The 14,974-nt window shown below is 68.7% G+C and carries 14 protein-coding genes; 6 read left to right on the top strand and 8 right to left on the bottom strand.

Annotated features, from left to right (window positions below; translation table 11 throughout):
* Nucleotides 1-69 precede the first annotated feature (69 nt).
* Both ACFVT2_RS12190 and ACFVT2_RS12185 read right to left on the bottom strand, forming a co-directional pair.
* Nucleotides 70-660, bottom strand: a complete 591-nt coding sequence (locus ACFVT2_RS12190) for an isochorismatase family protein (protein WP_390015661.1) — start codon at nt 658-660, stop codon at nt 70-72.
* A 119-nt stretch (nt 661-779) separates the two neighbouring features.
* The gene (locus ACFVT2_RS12185) at nt 780-905 is read right to left on the bottom strand and encodes a hypothetical protein (protein ID WP_390015658.1); all 126 of its coding nucleotides are present in this window, start codon (nt 903-905) and stop codon (nt 780-782) included.
* Nucleotides 906-1,127: 222 nt separating this feature from the next.
* Here ACFVT2_RS12185 and ACFVT2_RS12180 point away from each other — a divergent pair, with 222 nt between their 5' ends.
* Together ACFVT2_RS12180 and ACFVT2_RS12175 are read left to right on the top strand one after the other, a co-directional pair.
* Nucleotides 1,128-1,685 (top strand): alpha/beta hydrolase, encoded by a 558-nt coding sequence (locus ACFVT2_RS12180; protein WP_390015656.1) that lies wholly within the window; start codon nt 1,128-1,130, stop codon nt 1,683-1,685.
* Nucleotides 1,686-3,568: 1,883 nt separating this feature from the next.
* Nucleotides 3,569-4,492, top strand: a complete 924-nt coding sequence (locus ACFVT2_RS12175) for a C1 family peptidase (protein ID WP_390015653.1) — start codon at nt 3,569-3,571, stop codon at nt 4,490-4,492.
* Between the two features lie 742 nt (nt 4,493-5,234).
* Here the strand turns inward: ACFVT2_RS12175 and ACFVT2_RS12170 are convergent.
* The 4 genes from ACFVT2_RS12170 to ACFVT2_RS12155 all read right to left on the bottom strand — a co-directional run bounded on the left by ACFVT2_RS12170 (nt 5,235) and on the right by ACFVT2_RS12155 (nt 8,118).
* The gene (locus ACFVT2_RS12170; protein WP_390015651.1) at nt 5,235-5,606 is read right to left on the bottom strand and encodes an SH3 domain-containing protein; all 372 of its coding nucleotides are present in this window, start codon (nt 5,604-5,606) and stop codon (nt 5,235-5,237) included.
* A 527-nt stretch (nt 5,607-6,133) separates the two neighbouring features.
* On the bottom strand, nt 6,134-6,532 hold the full coding sequence (locus tag ACFVT2_RS12165) for a hypothetical protein (RefSeq protein WP_390015649.1): 399 nt from the start codon (nt 6,530-6,532) through the stop codon (nt 6,134-6,136).
* A complete protein-coding gene (locus ACFVT2_RS12160; RefSeq protein ID WP_390015647.1) occupies nt 6,471-6,953 on the bottom strand; it encodes an LAETG motif-containing sortase-dependent surface protein in 483 nt (160 codons plus the stop codon). The genes ACFVT2_RS12165 and ACFVT2_RS12160 overlap by 62 nt, the downstream gene beginning before the upstream one ends.
* A gap of 127 nt (nt 6,954-7,080) precedes the next feature.
* Nucleotides 7,081-8,118, bottom strand: a complete 1,038-nt coding sequence (locus ACFVT2_RS12155) for an SMP-30/gluconolactonase/LRE family protein (RefSeq protein ID WP_390015644.1) — start codon at nt 8,116-8,118, stop codon at nt 7,081-7,083.
* A gap of 165 nt (nt 8,119-8,283) precedes the next feature.
* On the opposite strand from ACFVT2_RS12155, the gene ACFVT2_RS12150 reads away from it, so the two are divergent.
* A complete protein-coding gene (locus ACFVT2_RS12150) occupies nt 8,284-8,727 on the top strand; it encodes a MarR family winged helix-turn-helix transcriptional regulator (protein WP_390015641.1) in 444 nt (147 codons plus the stop codon).
* Nucleotides 8,728-9,013: 286 nt separating this feature from the next.
* Nucleotides 9,014-9,739 carry a DUF6333 family protein gene (locus ACFVT2_RS12145; protein ID WP_390015639.1) on the top strand — a complete coding sequence of 242 codons (726 nt, stop codon included), beginning with the start codon at nt 9,014-9,016 and terminating at the stop codon, nt 9,737-9,739.
* Between the two features lie 169 nt (nt 9,740-9,908).
* On the opposite strand, the gene katG is transcribed toward ACFVT2_RS12145, so the two are convergent.
* Nucleotides 9,909-12,125, bottom strand: a complete 2,217-nt coding sequence (gene katG, locus ACFVT2_RS12140; protein ID WP_390015637.1) for a catalase/peroxidase HPI — start codon at nt 12,123-12,125, stop codon at nt 9,909-9,911.
* 615 nt (nt 12,126-12,740) lie between these two features.
* On the opposite strand from katG, the gene ACFVT2_RS12135 reads away from it, so the two are divergent.
* On the top strand, nt 12,741-13,151 hold the full coding sequence (locus ACFVT2_RS12135; RefSeq protein WP_390015634.1) for a Fur family transcriptional regulator: 411 nt from the start codon (nt 12,741-12,743) through the stop codon (nt 13,149-13,151).
* Between the two features lie 150 nt (nt 13,152-13,301).
* Here the strand turns inward: ACFVT2_RS12135 and ACFVT2_RS12130 are convergent, their stop codons facing one another.
* Nucleotides 13,302-14,249, bottom strand: a complete 948-nt coding sequence (locus ACFVT2_RS12130) for a DUF2218 domain-containing protein (protein WP_390015632.1) — start codon at nt 14,247-14,249, stop codon at nt 13,302-13,304.
* Between the two features lie 114 nt (nt 14,250-14,363).
* Between ACFVT2_RS12130 and ACFVT2_RS12125 the strand changes: the two genes are divergently transcribed.
* The gene (locus ACFVT2_RS12125) at nt 14,364-14,921 is read left to right on the top strand and encodes an ArsR/SmtB family transcription factor (protein ID WP_390015629.1); all 558 of its coding nucleotides are present in this window, start codon (nt 14,364-14,366) and stop codon (nt 14,919-14,921) included.
* Nucleotides 14,922-14,974 lie beyond the last annotated feature (53 nt).

Below are 14,974 nucleotides of genomic sequence, written 5' to 3'. Positions count from 1 at the left end.
GCCACCTTCGGCAATGGCTCACACACCCACCAGGGGTCTGCCGGCCCCACCGCGAAAGTGGCAGTCGCTTCAGGCGAGGACGACCGGCTCGCCGCTCAGCGCCACACCCGCCTGGCGCAGCTCGCCGATCGCAGCGCTGGTGGTGTCGGCGGCGACCCCAGCGGTGTAGTCGAGCAAGACGCGTACCGCGAAGCCCGCTCGTGCGCCGTCCAGCGCGGTGGCCTTCACGCAGTGATCGGTGGCGATGCCGACGACATCGAGATCGCTGACGTCGCGGGCACGCAGCCAGTCGGCCAGTGACGTGCCGTCCTCGGTCGAGCCCTCGAAACCACTCTTCGAGGCGGAGTACGTCCCCTTGTAGAAGACCTCGTCGACGGCCCCGGAGGTGGCGGCCGACGCGAAGTTCCGGTGGAACTCGCTTCCCGCGCTGCCAACGACGCAGTGCTCGGGAAAGGAGTCCCGGAAGTCCGGGTGCTCGGAGAAATGGCCTCCCGGGTCGATATGGTGGTCGCGGGTGGCGACGATATACGCGTAACTACCGTCGGCGCGTCCAACCAGGTCGGCGATGGCGGCGGCCCTGTCCGCGCCGCCCTTCACCGGAACACTGCCGCCCTCGCAGAAGTCCTTCTGCACATCGACGACGATCAACGCACGGCGCACGGCGAATCCTTTCCAGTAGGCGAATCCCTTGCCCGTATGGTCGCCCTCTCCGGCAGTGGGCAGACACAGCACTCGCCAGTCGCTCACCCAACTGGCGCCGAGACGACACCTGATACTCGTCAGCCGAGCACACGCTGCGCGGCCGTCTCCATCAGCGAGGGGCGCTCACCGGTGCCATTGAGCTGCGAGGCATTGACGAACCACACACGCACGACCAGAACAACGCGACGCACGACGCTCAGCACAGCCCTATGCACATCCGCGCGACCTGGGGCGGAACAAGGGAAGGTGGAGATCGCGTCCAGGGCTTTCGGGTTCTCCAGGGCGAAGGGCCACGACTTGGTTCGCCACGGAGAGTTCCCATGCCGTGTGCTATCAAGCCGCGATTGCTTGTGTGCAACCGCAGCGGCTCGTGGGGCCCGGCGGGGATCTGCTTCTCACCTCGCGCTGGTGGGTAGGGCCTGGTCATGGTCCTTGACATCCGTCATAGCGGCGATCCGGAGCGGGTGGTCCTGATACTGCCGGGGCTCACCTACACGCCGGCGAGGCCGTTACTGCACTACCTCGCCCGTGCGTTGCACGCGCGTGGCTGGACAGTCCAGGAGCTGTGGTGGGATCCGCCGGACCAGGACGAGCAGCGTCAGGCATACGTCGAACACCGGGCCACGGCAGCGCTGGAGAAAGAGGGCGCACGACACGTCGTGGTTCTCGCCAAGTGCCTGGGAACCCGGTTTCTTCCCACGGCCGTCCGATTGGGCATCCCGGGCATCTGGCTGACGCCGATGCTTGACGTTCCCGAGGTTGCCCAAGCGGTCAAGGTGTCAACCACACCCGCCCTCATGGTCGGTGGGACCCGCGATCCGCACTGGGACGCGGCAGCGGCCCGCGGAGGCAAGGCCCGGGTGCTGGAGCTGCCCGGCGCTGATCACGGCCTCGAAACACCAGGCGACGTCCAAGGCTCCCTGCTCGCCTTGGCCACCATCATCCGCGCCGCCGAAGACTTCACCGCCGGCCTGGCACCCTGACGCGCCACGTGGACGTTGCGGTTGCACCTCTCAGCGCTCCGGCAGTGTCCCCTGCGCCGAACGCGGTCTTGCACGGGATGCGGCGTCGCCAGCGTGTTGTCCGCGGCGGTTCCGCAACCGCGTTCAGTTGGCAGCCGGCACGTTGGAGGGACGTATATGGGTGAAGCCTCATCTGACATGGCAGTCGCACGGCAGCCGGAAGGCACGGCGCTGACAGACGGCGAGGCGGCGCTGGCCGCGGAGCTGGACGAGACCAGGACCGATGCAACTACCCAGTAAACATAGGGGTGTTATTTGGTGGGGAAGGTGCGGAGGACCAAACACGGGGGCGTGGACGATCAGTTCGGCGCGGCAGTTGCCCGGGCCGGCGGCCAGGGCAACTGCCACGTATGCGGCGGCGTCCTGGGCGTCGGGCAGCCCGCGCTCGGGAACGCGGGCGCCGGTGCGGTGCAGGGCGTCGATCCGGTCCACAGCAACCGTGCCTGGCAGCCGCGTCCCACTCCGCCGCAGCCTCGCGTTGTGGCCAACGAGGCCACGCCCATGCATCGTCCTCCGCGCCACTGAACTCGTCGGCTGCTGCCACATGAGGCGCCCCCCTTGTGCCTCGTCGTCCGCGCGTGGACCGGCGCACTGCCGAGCACCGGCACTCGGCGCTGGTGCATGCGTCCACGACTGGCCGCCGGGACTGCCCGGGGGGGGCGGTTCCGCGATGAGAATCGTGTCCTGTTCGAGGGCGTACCGGACGTCGTGGCCGTCCGCGTCCGGGCTGGCCGATGGCGTCGACGTCGCTCGCGCCCAGCAGGCGGTACATCCCGGCGCGTTCGCTCCTGGTGTAAGTCAAGCGCCTGGAGCGGAACTTGGTGTCGAGCGCCCCATCGGCATCCTTCCTGCACCTTCCCAACCCCATGAATGAGAAAAGGGAAGGAAAAAGAAGGCAGCGCAGTCAGCTCCGGGCGCGCTGTCCAGCGGGCCGGTTCCGCCCCCCGATCCCGCCCGCTTCCGACGGCGGCGTCCCCCCTGCCCAACCGCACACCCCCAACCGCGTCTCCCCTGGTCACGGAAGCGAACCCACGGCCGGCACCACCCCGCACGCCGCCAGCACCACCCTGCCGACGGGCAGCGAACACCCCCTACCTCACCACCTCACACCAACACACTTGAAATCTTTGGGACATTCACGCCGTCCGTGCACCAACTGCCCGCCGCCGGAAGGCTTTCGACCATTGACACCCGATGCGTGAGCCGCATAACTTCCTGCCCCAATCGGCCTGCCGAACAGAAGTTCCACCGGCATCACCGCCGGACTCTCCAACATCGGCCGTCCGTCATTTCAGGCTCCTTCCCCCCACACCCATGGGAGCCGCCCAAGCACCACGACCGCCCCCGGCGGCCGTCGAGCACGGGCTGCTGCCATACGCAAGGAGACTCCGTTGCGGACCTCGCCTGGATCCCCACCGCGCAGCCCCGGCGCACCCACCGCCGCACACCGGCCCCTGGCCACGGTCACCCCTGGTGCCGTCCCGGGAACCTGCCGACCCGCGCGATAGCCACGCACCCCGGTCCACTACGCCGCAGCCGTGCTGCGTACCACCGACCGGATCACCTGCTGAACTGCCGCTCCCGACAAGGCCGTTGAGAAACTTCTCGATACCGCAGGTCAGCAGTTCCGGCGGGTCCGCCTCAGCCACCGCGGTGCGACACGCATCGCAACGGTTTCGTACGAACCCCGGCCTCCCCGGCTGCACACTCTGGCGCCCGGCACCACCGGATCCCAAGCGCGTCCAGCCTCCCCGCCCAGTCAAGCTCCGCCGGCCGGCCCCGGCCGGCGGCCCGTGACCCGCACCGGGTCACAGAAAGTCCGTCCCTGAGGAGACACCCCCCACATGACCCCCTCGCACAAGAAGAAGACGAACACGAAAACCCGCGCCGCCATCGCCATGGCCGCCGCCGGCGCCGTCGCCGCCCTGTCCGCCGGCATCGCCTCGGCCTCAGGCACGTTCGACCCCCATGCCGACGCACACCACCACTTCGCGCTCGGCGCCAAGCTGCCGTCCGGCGGCAAGGCGAGCGCACTCTCGACGCACACCTCGGTCGTCTCCCGTCTCGCGGCCCTCTCACCGCACGAGGGCGGCGCGCCCGAGGGCGTGCCGGACAGCGTGGACCTGAGCCAGTACGCGATCGCCCCGGGCAATCAAGGCAGAGTCGGCTCCTGCGTGTCATGGGCCATCGACTACTCCGGCTACAGCATCCAGGAGAAGCAGCAGGGCATCTCCGACGGCCCGCAGGCCCCCATGTACACCTACGCCCAGATAGCCAAGGGCAACGACCAGGGCAGCACCCCGGACGATACGTTCAGCATCGCGGAGTCGCAGGGAGTCGACTCGAAGTCGGACTACACCCAGGGCGACTTCGACTTCACCACCCAGCCGACCGACGCCGAGCGCCAGAATGCCGCGCACTGGAAGCTGTCGGGCCACACCCAACTGCACACCGGCAACCAGATCCAGGCCGACGTGAAGCAGGCCCTCGCCGACGGCGAACCGGTCGCCATCTCCCTCCCGGTTCACCAGAGCTTCCAGGACATCACCCAGCAGACGGCGGCCGACTACTCGTACCAGCCCGGCGGCGCCGAGGACCCGGTCCTGGGCGGCCACGAGATCACCATCGTCGGCTACACCAGCCAGGGCGTCCGCGTCGAGAACTCCTGGGGCGGCAACTGGGGCGACGGGGGCTACATCAACCTGTCGTGGGACTTCCTGTCCAGCCAGGTCCAGGAGGCCAACGCCATCGGCAAACTCGTCAAGTAGTCCAGGCAGTTCCAGGCCGACGCCCGTGTGGGCGTGACCGATCCCTCCCCTGCCTTTCCCAGGCATACGGGGCCCGCGGCGGTGTCGCGGGCCCCGTACTGCTTCCGCTGCCCCAGAAACCGTCACATCCGCCCCGCCACCGGCCTCACGGCCCGCACGGGCAGAAGCCCCACCGGAGCACTCCGGCGGGGCGCGCCTCCGACGGCAGCCCCGTCCGTCGTTTCAGCAGGTCAGCACTACGCGAGCGCTGCACCACCGGCAGACGAAGAAGGCGATGGGATGGGGCACTTGATCCATCGACACTGACGTCGCCCGATCCACCAACGGTCATCGGGACGGACTGGCCAGGCAACGACCGCTTCCTCCGCTACGGCTTCCAATGCGTCTGGGGACTCAGTCAGCACGCGTGACCGCCATTGCGGCAGGTCACCGGCCCGCCCGGTTTATCTCCTCCGGTACAACCGGCCATGGAGTCGGCCGAGTCAAGGCCCACCGCAGCGGCAGTCACTTGGTGTGCCTGCCACTGCGGTGGCTTCCGTCTCACCACTGCTCCGAGAGCACCGCACTCTCCAGGGGGACTCTGGGGAGTGACTGGGCTGTTGGGGAGCGTGTGGGGTGGATCGGCTGCCTAGCGCGGCAAGTACCCGAAAGACGCTGAGAGGCACGTCTGCGCAGGTCAGCTGCGTTCCGAGTCGGATCGTCGCAGGTCCAGGCCACTGCCTGGGTCACTACGTCACGAAGTTCAGCGGTGATGCCTGTGGCACCACCGGGGAATCGGCCCGATGTTGGCGATGTTGCGCGACCACGTATAGCGGCCATCGCGGAGCTTGTACCAGCGCGGATTGCCCCGGACGTTCCGGCCGTTCACCTTGCAGACAATGGTGACGACCCTGCCGTGACGAAGTTCGCCCACCACCTTGTAGTGGGTCGATGGACCAGTGCGCACCGGCGCACCGGTCCTGGCGACAACGCGGCCCTTGTAGGGACCATGGCTGGCCACGGTGGCCGAAGTCGGTCCTGCGGCGGCGGCCGTCCCGCTGCCGAGGACGCCACAGAGGAGCCCTGCGCTGGCCAGAACGGCGGCGCTCCGGCGGATCTGAGACAGGTACTTCATGACCTTCCTCCCGATCACAGATATGGCTGTTCGGTGCGAAATTCAGACTTCCCGAAACAGACCACCCAGACCAGAATCATTCGCCGAATTCATCATCACGACGGATGTAGCGAACAAATGACCTGCGCCGATCACGCCATACGGCACACCACGGTCATCCGGCAGGGCCAGCCGCCCTCCGGAGTCGCAACGGGCTTCCGGCTTCCTCTACTCCAGTACGTCGGGGGCGGGACGCGATGGTGCAGTTCAGCTCTGATCAACCTGAGCGATCGAGGCGTAGTACGCCGCGCATGTCGCGTCCAACGCGGTGGAGCCGGGCACGCCGGCGAGGTGGTGAACACGGGCCATGAGGATGAAGGCTAGCCATCCCTAAGTGCTAGGGCGGGTGCTTCGACGTGTCCTCCATGGTCTGTTGACGCCCGGTCGGCCAGGAGAGTGTGCCGCGGTGCCGCACGGGGCCGGCGGCTACTGTCCGCCGACCCCTCTTACCGTCTCCTACCGTCGACCCGTGCCGTCATGTCCCGCCGTCAGAAGACGAACGGTCCCGGGGACTGCGGCGACGTGGCGTTGCAGGTCGCGGTGATGCCCAGCACCACCACCTGAAGCGACGAGCCTGCCAGCTGGTCGCCCGATGCGACGGTGCCGGTGAGCGGCCCGGTGGAGACCGCGCTACCGGCCGGGATCGCCGGGTTGGAGCTGCCGCTGAACACTGTCGTGTCCGAGCCGTTCTTGGTCAGCGTGAGCTTCGACGTGACCGAGTTCGCCCCGAGGTCTATGGGCGACGTGATCGCCGACGTGGACACGCTGATGGTCGCGTCCGTGCCGTTCTGGGCGGCGGTGAGCGTGGCCGTACCGGAGCCGTAGCTACCGCAGTCGAACGAGAGGGTCGCGGTATCCGGTGTCACCGCGGCCGACGCCGGGGCCATCGCGAGGGTGCCCGCGAGGGCGATGCCGACGCCGAGTAACGAGCCGATGCCGAGCTTGCTGTGTCTCATGGGAGTCCGCCTTTGTGAGGGGATGCCAATTGAGGCACGCACCCCTGAAGAGAACAAGGCAGACACTCATGATTTTTGGCGTGTCTATGCCAAATGGCCGAAGGGGCCTGACCCCGGATCGGCGCCGGGCCAGGCACACAGGGCCTTGACTTGCGGCTCCCGTGCCACCGCCTGCGCCGGCAGTGGCCTTGCGTCGGCGCACGCTGATGATCGCGCCCGCGCCCGCCGCCATCGCCACGCCGCCCACCAGGGCGATCGTCGGCAGCGCGGACGACGAGCCGGTCTCGGCCAGATTGCCCTTTGCCGAGGTCTCCTTGACGCCACCCTGCGGCGCGGAACCGCGCAGCGGCATCGACTGACGGAGGTGCGGTCTGAGCGAGCCAGAGGGCCGCGCGGCAGGCAAGCGCCCTGGTCAGGACCCTGGCCGGGGCGCTTGTGGCTCATCGGCCCGCTTGCGCGAGTGGCGCGTCAGCCCTGCTTCAGATGCCGTCCACCTCGGCCACCGTGAACGGCTGCGGCGTCCCCTGGCCCATCGGGCCGCCCTTGTCGAACTGGGAGCGGACGACGAGCGTTCGGCCGCCGCTGTGGACCATCGTGGTGGGGATCTGGAGCGTCGGGTCGGTGATGCTGCGCTCCCTACGGGCGGACCCGCCGTCGTCGCCGACCTTCCACCGGCTGATGGTGTTGGTCATGTTGTGGACGACCCAGAGGGTGTTGCCCCGCATTTCGAGACCGTCACCGTGCAATACGTCTCCGCCGTGCAGGGTGACTCGGCGGACCGCGCCGGACGTCAGGTCGACGCGGTAGAGGGTGCCTGCGGTCATGTCGACGGTGAGCAGGTAGCGGCCGGAGGGGTCGGCCACGATTCCGTTGAGCGTGACGGTGCCGGCCGGGACCGAGGGGAGTACACGGGTCAGGTCGTAGGCCGCGGTCAGCTCGGCACGTCCGCCGTGCGCTGCGGCCCGTACCAGCTGCCCCGGCGTGACGCGGTACAAGACGCCCCGATAGCTGTCGGTCAGATACGCGCTGCCGTCCGGGGCGATCGCCAGGTCGTTGACGAACGACTTGGCGCCCCCCGTCACGTCGAAGCGGGCGATGAGCTTCCGGTCGTGCAGGTCGTAGACGGCGACGCCGGCGGTCGAGTCGATGACCCACAGCCGGCCGGCCCGGTCGACCTTCAAGCCGTTCGCGGTGGTACGCCCGTCGGTGCCGGACGGCAGGAAGATCCGGGCGGCGTGGTGCCCGGGCGTCGCCTGGTAGACGGCGCCGGTCGCGTACGAGCCGACGTAGATGTCGCCGGTGCGCGGGTCGGCGGCGATTCCTTCCGGGTAGACGCGATCGCCGGGCAGGTCGTACGCGGTAGAGACGCGGGCGCGGGGCTCGTGCCTGGTGGCGGTGCCCGTGGACGGTGGAGTGTCTGTGGGCCGGGCGCTCGCGGTGGCGGCCAGCGGCACGACGACGGCCGTCAGGGCCAGGGCGGCCGAAGCGAGAGCGCGGCGGGTGGTCGTTCGGGACATGGGTGGGTGCCTCCCCGTTCACGGCGCCTGCGGGTGTGCCCCTCAGGCGATCGAATGAGTACGAACTTAAGTTAGGACTCTAACGATCGTCAAGACACTAATCTTCGCGTGGATACTAATTGCCGGGTGAGGTCTTCCCTGCTATATGGCCGTTACGATGCGGGGATGACGTCCATGCCCGTGTCCGAGCGCCTCGGCTCCTCCATCAAGCGCGCCGAGCAGGCCCTGAACGGCGCCAAGCACGCGGCGCTGAAGCCGGCCGGCCTGACGGTCCCGCAGTACGCAGCCCTGCTGCACAGCTCCGAGCGACCCGGCATCTCGGCCGCCGCTCTGGCGCGGGCGTGCGGAGTGACACCACCCACGATGAACACGGTGCTGAAGAACCTCCAGGAGCGCGGCCTCATCGAACGCACCCCGCACGAATGGCACAAGAACATCCTGGAGATCCGACTCACCGACGAGGGCCACGCCGTCATGGAGAACGCCGACGCGCGGGCGGTGCGGGTGGAGCGGGCGCTGGCCGCCGAGTTCACCGACGAGGAAAGGGCGGCGTTGGTCGACCTGCTCGGCCGGTGCGCCGCCCTGCTGGATTCCGTGCGGCCTGCCTGAGTCACTCGAGTGACGTACCTGGGCTGCCGGCCATGGTCGGCAGCGCGGGGCCACTGCCCTCTGAGGTGGCGGGTGTTGAGGTAGCCGTCGGAGCCGTCGGGGTGCTCTTCGCCTGGTGCGGTGCAGCAGGCCAGGCAGCCTCGGACCTCAACTCTTCGTCGGGACAGGCATCGGGCCTCAACTCTTCTTCGGGACAGACATCGGGCCTCAACTCCTCTTCAGAACAGGCATATTGAGACTCGGCAGGCCGACGGTGTCTGTCAGTGCCCTGTCCTAGGCTCCCCCCATGAGCCCCCTGCCCTACGGCGAAGACCCAGTCCGCGTCACCCACCTGCGCCAGTCCGTCACCCAGATCACCCGCATACACCCGCCCGCTCCGGCCCGCTACGACTGGCGCACCATCACCCAGGCACCCGCCCACGACCCCGTACGCGCCCGGCAGGTCGTGAACGAACTGAGCACCGTCGCCGGCGTGGTGGAGGAGTTTGCTCCGATGCGCCGCGCAGACATCGGCCACCCGCGGCTCCTGGAAGACCTGGACTACGTGACCGTCGGCTGCTGGGGGACCGCGGTACAGATCACCGACCCCGCACTCGGTGAAGACGGCATCACGTCTTTCAACCTCGACATCGAGTTCGACGCACAGGTCAAGGACCATCCCGACGCACGCATCATCGGCGTCTGCGAGATGTCCTTCTCCGAGACCTACGCCAAGTACCTCGTCCATGTCCCCGGTGCACCCCGCGTCAGCGCGGACGGCTGGGACGACATGGACCTCACCGGAGACCCCACACGCACCCTCCGCGCCATCGGGATCACTCCTGGAGATCCCGCCACCTCGGACATCTCCCGCTACGACCTGGAGAACTTCATCTGGAGCGACTACGTGAACGCCCTCGCCTGCGGCCTCTACGTCCCCCTCGTCAACGAGAAGCTGACGGTGTCCGTCTTCAAGGTCACCCGCTCCGAGGACACCCAGGACGCCATCGAAGATGTCTGGCACCGCGACTGATCGGACCGGCCACGACAGCGGCGTGGCGGCGAGGCTCCGCCAACAATCACCGGCCGCTCCCGCCGCCGCCCCGCAATCCTCCGGGCCCAGGCACAGCCCTGACCAACGTCCCCAGAACTGGCAACGTCCAGGTCGGCCCGCATCGGCCGACCTGGACGTGACCGGGTGATCAGACGAGGTCGAACCGGTCGAGGTTCATCACCTTGTCCCACGCCCCGACGAAGTCGCGCACGAACTTCTCCTTCGCGTCGTCGCTCGCGTAGACCTCCGCGACGGCACGCAGCTCGGAGTTCGAGCCGAAGACCAGGTCAGCGCGGGTACCGGTCCACTTGACCGCACCGCTCGCGTCACGGCCCTCGAACTCGTCCTGCGCCGAGGACGTCGACTTCCACGTCGTGCCCAGGTCGAGCAGGTTGGCGAAGTAGTCGTTCGTCAGCGTGCCCGGGTTGTCGGTGAGGACCCCTTGCTTGGACTGCCCGTGGTTGGCGCCCAGGACGCGCAGACCGCCGACGAGGACGGTCATCTCGGGGGCGCTCAGCGTCAGCAGGTTCGCCTTGTCGAGCAGCAGGTACTCGGCCGGCAGGCGGTTGCCCTTGCCGACGTAGTTGCGGAAGCCGTCCGCGGCCGGCTCCAGCGCGTCGAACGACTCGACGTCCGTCTGGTCCTGGGCGGCGTCCACGCGGCCCGGCGTGAACGGCACCTCGACGTCGAAGCCGCCGTCCTTCGCCGCCTTCTCGACGGCCGCGCTGCCCGCGAGCACGATCAGGTCGGCCAGCGAGACCTGCTTGCCACCCGCGGAGTTGAAGGACCCCTGGATGCCTTCAAGCGTGCGCAGCACCTGCCCCAGCTCGTCCGGGTTGTTGACCTCCCAGTTGCGCTGCGGCTCCAGGCGGACGCGGGCGCCGTTGGCACCGCCGCGCTTGTCACTGCCGCGGAAGGAGGAGGCCGAGGCCCAGGCGGTCGAGACCAGCTGGGAGACCGTGAGGCCGGAGCCGAGGACCTGCTCCTTGAGGGAGGCGATGTCCGCGGCGTCGATCAGCTCACCGGTGCGCGCCGGCAGCGGGTCCTGCCACAGCAGCACCTCGGAGGGGACCTCCGGGCCCAAGTAGCGTACGACCGGGCCCATGTCACGGTGCGTCAGCTTGTACCAGGCACGGGCGAAGGCGTCCGCGAACTCCTCCGGGTTCTCGTAGAAGCGCCGGGAGATCGGCTCGTAGATCGGGTCGAAGCGCAGCGAGAGGTCGGTGGTGAGCATCGTCGGGAGGCGCTTCTTCGACGAGTCGTGCGCGTCGGGGATGATCGCCTCGGCGTCCTTGGCCACCCACTGGTTGGCGCCGGCCGGGCTCTGGGTCAGCTCGTACTCGTACTCGAAGAGGTGCTTGAAGAAGTCGTTGCCCCACTGGGTCGGGGTGCTGGTCCAGGTGACCTCCAGACCACTGGTGATCGCGTCGGCGCCCGCTCCGGTGCCGTACGAGCTCTGCCAGCCGAGGCCCATCTGCTCCATCGGGGCGCCCTCGGGGTCCGGGCCGACGTTGTCCGCCGGGCCGGCGCCGTGGGTCTTGCCGAAGGTGTGGCCACCGGCGATCAGGGCGACGGTCTCCTCGTCGTTCATCGCCATGCGGCGGAACGTCTCACGGATGTCGCGGGCCGCGGCGATCGGGTCCGGGTTGCCGTTGGGCCCCTCGGGGTTGACGTAGATGAGGCCCATCTGGACCGCGCCGAGCGGGTTCTCCAGCTCGCGGTCACCGGTGTAGCGCTCGTCGCCGAGCCAGGTGTTCTCGGGACCCCAGTAGACGTCCTCCTCCGGCTCCCACACGTCCGCACGGCCACCGGCGAAGCCGAAGGTCTTGAAGCCCATCGTCTCCAGCGCGACGTTGCCGGTGAGGACCATCAGGTCGGCCCAGGAGATGTTCTTGCCGTACTTCTTCTTGACCGGCCACAGCAGACGGCGGGCCTTGTCGAGGCTGGCGTTGTCCGGCCAGCTGTTGAGCGGCGCGAAGCGCTGCTGACCGGCACCGGCGCCACCGCGGCCGTCGCTGATCCGGTACGTACCGGCGCTGTGCCAGGCCATCCGGATCATGAGCGGGCCGTAGTTGCCGAAGTCTGCGGGCCACCAGTCCTGCGAAGTGGTCAGCACCTCGGCGATGTCCCGCTTCACGGCCGCGAGGTCCAGGCTCTTGAACGCGTCGGCGTAGTCGAACTCCGCACCGAGGGGGTTCGCCACCGCCGGGTTCTTGGCGAGGATCTTCAGGTTGAGCCGCTCCGGCCACCACTGGCGGTTTCCACCGCCCTGCGTCGGGTGCGCGGCGCGCCCGTGAGCGACCGGGCAGCCGCCTGCGCCCTCCGTCGTGGCGTCTACGGCCTGTGCGTCATTGATCTCAGACATGGGAACCCTTCCGGATGAGGCGGATCACCGTGCTCAGCAACCGCCGGCAGTGGAACAGTCGGGAACATTCGGGGCGCAGAGCCCAGTTGGACGACCTTGGTCTCGTCAACGGTCTCGTCGACCGGGAAACCGTTGTCGTCGGGTGCGGTCGGGCAGGGGCCGCGCCGACCGCGCGATCGACGCCGTCGCGGCCGGTTCGATGCCGGCCGGTTGGACGCCAGCCGGTTCGATGCGGCGGATGGGTCCGGCCGCGGCGAGCGGGTGGCGGGCCCCTACGAGGCTTGGTGGCAGACATGGCCTACGTGACCGCAACCCCGGAGGCGATCGCCTCGACGCCGAAGTGGTAACCGTCCAGGCGCCGGCGCCCCACGCGTGGACGATGCGCTCGGGCCGCCGAAGCTTGCCGGCTCGCGGTTGTGACTGTCCGCGACCGGCGCAACAGGATTCGGTGGTGAGCGGATCCCTCTGGTGAACCGTCACGTGCTTTTCCCTGCGATTGTCTCGTCCCTTGGCTACCACCGGAACCGATCCTACGATGGACCGGATCCAAGTCAATATGGCGACCAGATCCGTACGAATTCTTTCGCCAGACGTTGCAATGTGAGGCTGGTGACCATGAGTGACCTGCTGGAACGGCTTCGCCGACGCGGCTGGCGGATGACCGCCCAACGCCGGGTCGTCGCCGAGGTTCTCGACGGCGAGCACGTCCACCTCACCGCGGACGAGGTGCTCGCGCGTGCCGCCGCCCGGCTGCCGGAGATCGCCCGGGCGACCGTCTACAACACCCTCGGTGAGCTCGTCTCGCTCGGCGAGGTGATCGAGGTGACCACCGACGGCCGCGCCAAACGCTACGACCCGAACGCACACCGTCCGCACCATCACCTGGTGTGCTCGCGCTGCGGCGCCATTCGCGACGTCCGCCCCGGCGGGGACCCCCTGGCCGATCTGCCCGCCTCCGAGCGGTTCGGCTTCACCGTCTCCGGCGTCGAGGTGACCTACCGGGGCCTGTGCCCCGACTGCACCTGAGCCGGCCCGAGCCCCCTCACTTCCTCACTCCCCTGCTCCCCCATTGATCACCGGCGGCTCGTCATCGCATGGACGCGTCACCACCCGGGCGTGCGGTGGGGCACTCACACGTCGGTGCTCGCACGTCGGTGCTCGCACGTCGGTGGTCGTTCATCGTTTGCGCGCCAGCGTCACCCCGTCCCGCACCGGCAGCATCACCGACTCCACTCGCTCGTCGCCGACGATCAAGTCGTTCAGCCTGCGCATCGCGACATGGTGTTCCTCCTGGTAGGCGGGGTCGAAGACCCGACCGCCGAGGAAGACGTTGTCCAGCACGGCCAGGCCGCCCGGGCGCATCCGCTGGATGATCTCTTCGTAGTAGGCGGGGTAGTTCGCCTTGTCCGCATCGATGAAGGCGATGTCGATGACCGGCTCCTTCGGCAGAGCCCGCAGGGTGTCGATGGCCGGACCGAGCTTCAACTCGATCCGGTCGGCCAGACCGGCCCGTTCCCAGGCCGGGCGGCCGACCGAAGTCCACTCGTCGCTGACGTCGCAGGTGAGCAGCCGGCCGTCGTCGGCCAGGCCCCGTGCGATGCAGAGGGCCGAGTAGCCGGTGAAGGTGCCGACCTCCACGGCGAACCGGGCGTTCACCAGGCGGGTCAGCATCGTCAGTAGCGCCCCCTCGTCGTGCGAGACCTGCATCGTGGACGCGTTCCCGGTGGCTTCCCGCGTCGTGACGGCCAGTTCCTGGAGCACCTCGTCGGGCGGGGTGCAGTGGGCCAGTAGATAGTCGTCCGCCACCGGGTCGAGGACTGTCAGGTCCCCTCCCATCACAGGCTCGATCCAGTCGACACTCAGGTCCTCCTGGGTGGCGAAGCGTACGAGGTGGCGGGCGATCACGTCCTGGACGTGGGCCAGCGCATCGGTGTCTGCGGCGGTGGCGATCAGGCTCAGCCCGTCAGGCGTGGCACGGAGCACGCAGGTCCCGGTGCCGAGTCGGACGGTTCCCCGGCCGTCGCCGGTGAGCTGGGTGGTGGCCTTGTGGCCCAGGTGGGAGAGGAGTTGCTTGAGGTAGCGGCCAGGGCGGTCGGTGGCGACCAGGGCCGTCGATAGGGGCATGCGAGTCCTTCCAGACAAAGAAAGCGTCGAGAATCATCAACACTTGACTGCGGGGATTCTGCTGGCCATCCGAGTCGCTTGTCAAAGCGTCGAGGATTATGGACACTTGCGTGCATGTCAGATGCCCAGCCCGAGCCCCTGGTGCTCAGCTCGCCCGATCAGTTCAAGGCACTCGGGCATCCCGTCCGCCACCGCATGGTCAACGCACTGCGCCAGCGGCCGGCCACGCTGCGCCAGCTGTCCACGGCGCTGGGCTTGGCCAAGGGGACGATCGGCTACCACGTGCGGGTACTGCGTGAGGCCGGCCTCGTCCGCCTGTCGGAAACCCGGCACGTGCGCGGCGGCACGGAGCAGTACTTCGCGCTGGTGAGCCACGCCTTCACCTTCGACGAAGACGTCCAGGGCGGCCCCCAGTTCCTGATCAATGCCGCGCTCGGCGAGATGCTGCCCGCCCGCCCCGGCCAGGCGGAGCACACCGTGCTGCGCCATCTCTGGCTCTCCTCCGACGAGGCCCACGCACTGGCCGCCCGGCTGCGCGAACAGGCCGCCGAGCCGCACACGATCGACAGCTCCCGCGGCGAACCGTATGGCCTCCTGGTCAGCCTCTTCCCGGCAGACATCCCCACCCTGGGTCGCGATGCCGCCGCACCCGTACCCGACGAGGCCGGCTGACCGACCGCACGCTCCCCAGCCCCCTCGCGGACGCTCCGCGTTGTGGCGCGCCC

This window comes from Streptomyces sp. NPDC058000 (assembly GCF_042886435.1).
In the GTDB taxonomy this organism is placed as follows: Bacteria; Actinomycetota; Actinomycetes; order Streptomycetales; family Streptomycetaceae; genus Streptomyces.
Note: the sequence above shows the minus strand (reverse complement) of the source record. Positions and strands in the feature narration are given on the sequence as shown.

Bases quoted from the DNA above. Each gene is read 5' to 3' on its own strand.
- ACFVT2_RS12180 (WP_390015656.1), top strand. From the start codon at position 1,128: ATGGTCCTTGACATCCGTCATAGCGGCGATCCGGAGCGGGTGGTCCTG.
- ACFVT2_RS12175 (WP_390015653.1), top strand. From the start codon at position 3,569: ATGACCCCCTCGCACAAGAAGAAGACGAACACGAAAACCCGCGCCGCC.
- ACFVT2_RS12170 (WP_390015651.1), bottom strand. From the start codon at position 5,606: ATGAAGTACCTGTCTCAGATCCGCCGGAGCGCCGCCGTTCTGGCCAGC.
- ACFVT2_RS12165 (WP_390015649.1), bottom strand. From the start codon at position 6,532: ATGGCCCCGGCGTCGGCCGCGGTGACACCGGATACCGCGACCCTCTCG.
- ACFVT2_RS12160 (WP_390015647.1), bottom strand. From the start codon at position 6,953: ATGCCGCTGCGCGGTTCCGCGCCGCAGGGTGGCGTCAAGGAGACCTCG.
- ACFVT2_RS12155 (WP_390015644.1), bottom strand. From the start codon at position 8,118: ATGTCCCGAACGACCACCCGCCGCGCTCTCGCTTCGGCCGCCCTGGCC.
- ACFVT2_RS12150 (WP_390015641.1), top strand. From the start codon at position 8,284: ATGACGTCCATGCCCGTGTCCGAGCGCCTCGGCTCCTCCATCAAGCGC.
- ACFVT2_RS12145 (WP_390015639.1), top strand. From the start codon at position 9,014: ATGAGCCCCCTGCCCTACGGCGAAGACCCAGTCCGCGTCACCCACCTG.
- katG (WP_390015637.1), bottom strand. From the start codon at position 12,125: ATGTCTGAGATCAATGACGCACAGGCCGTAGACGCCACGACGGAGGGC.
- ACFVT2_RS12135 (WP_390015634.1), top strand. From the start codon at position 12,741: ATGAGTGACCTGCTGGAACGGCTTCGCCGACGCGGCTGGCGGATGACC.
- ACFVT2_RS12130 (WP_390015632.1), bottom strand. From the start codon at position 14,249: ATGCCCCTATCGACGGCCCTGGTCGCCACCGACCGCCCTGGCCGCTAC.
- ACFVT2_RS12125 (WP_390015629.1), top strand. From the start codon at position 14,364: ATGTCAGATGCCCAGCCCGAGCCCCTGGTGCTCAGCTCGCCCGATCAG.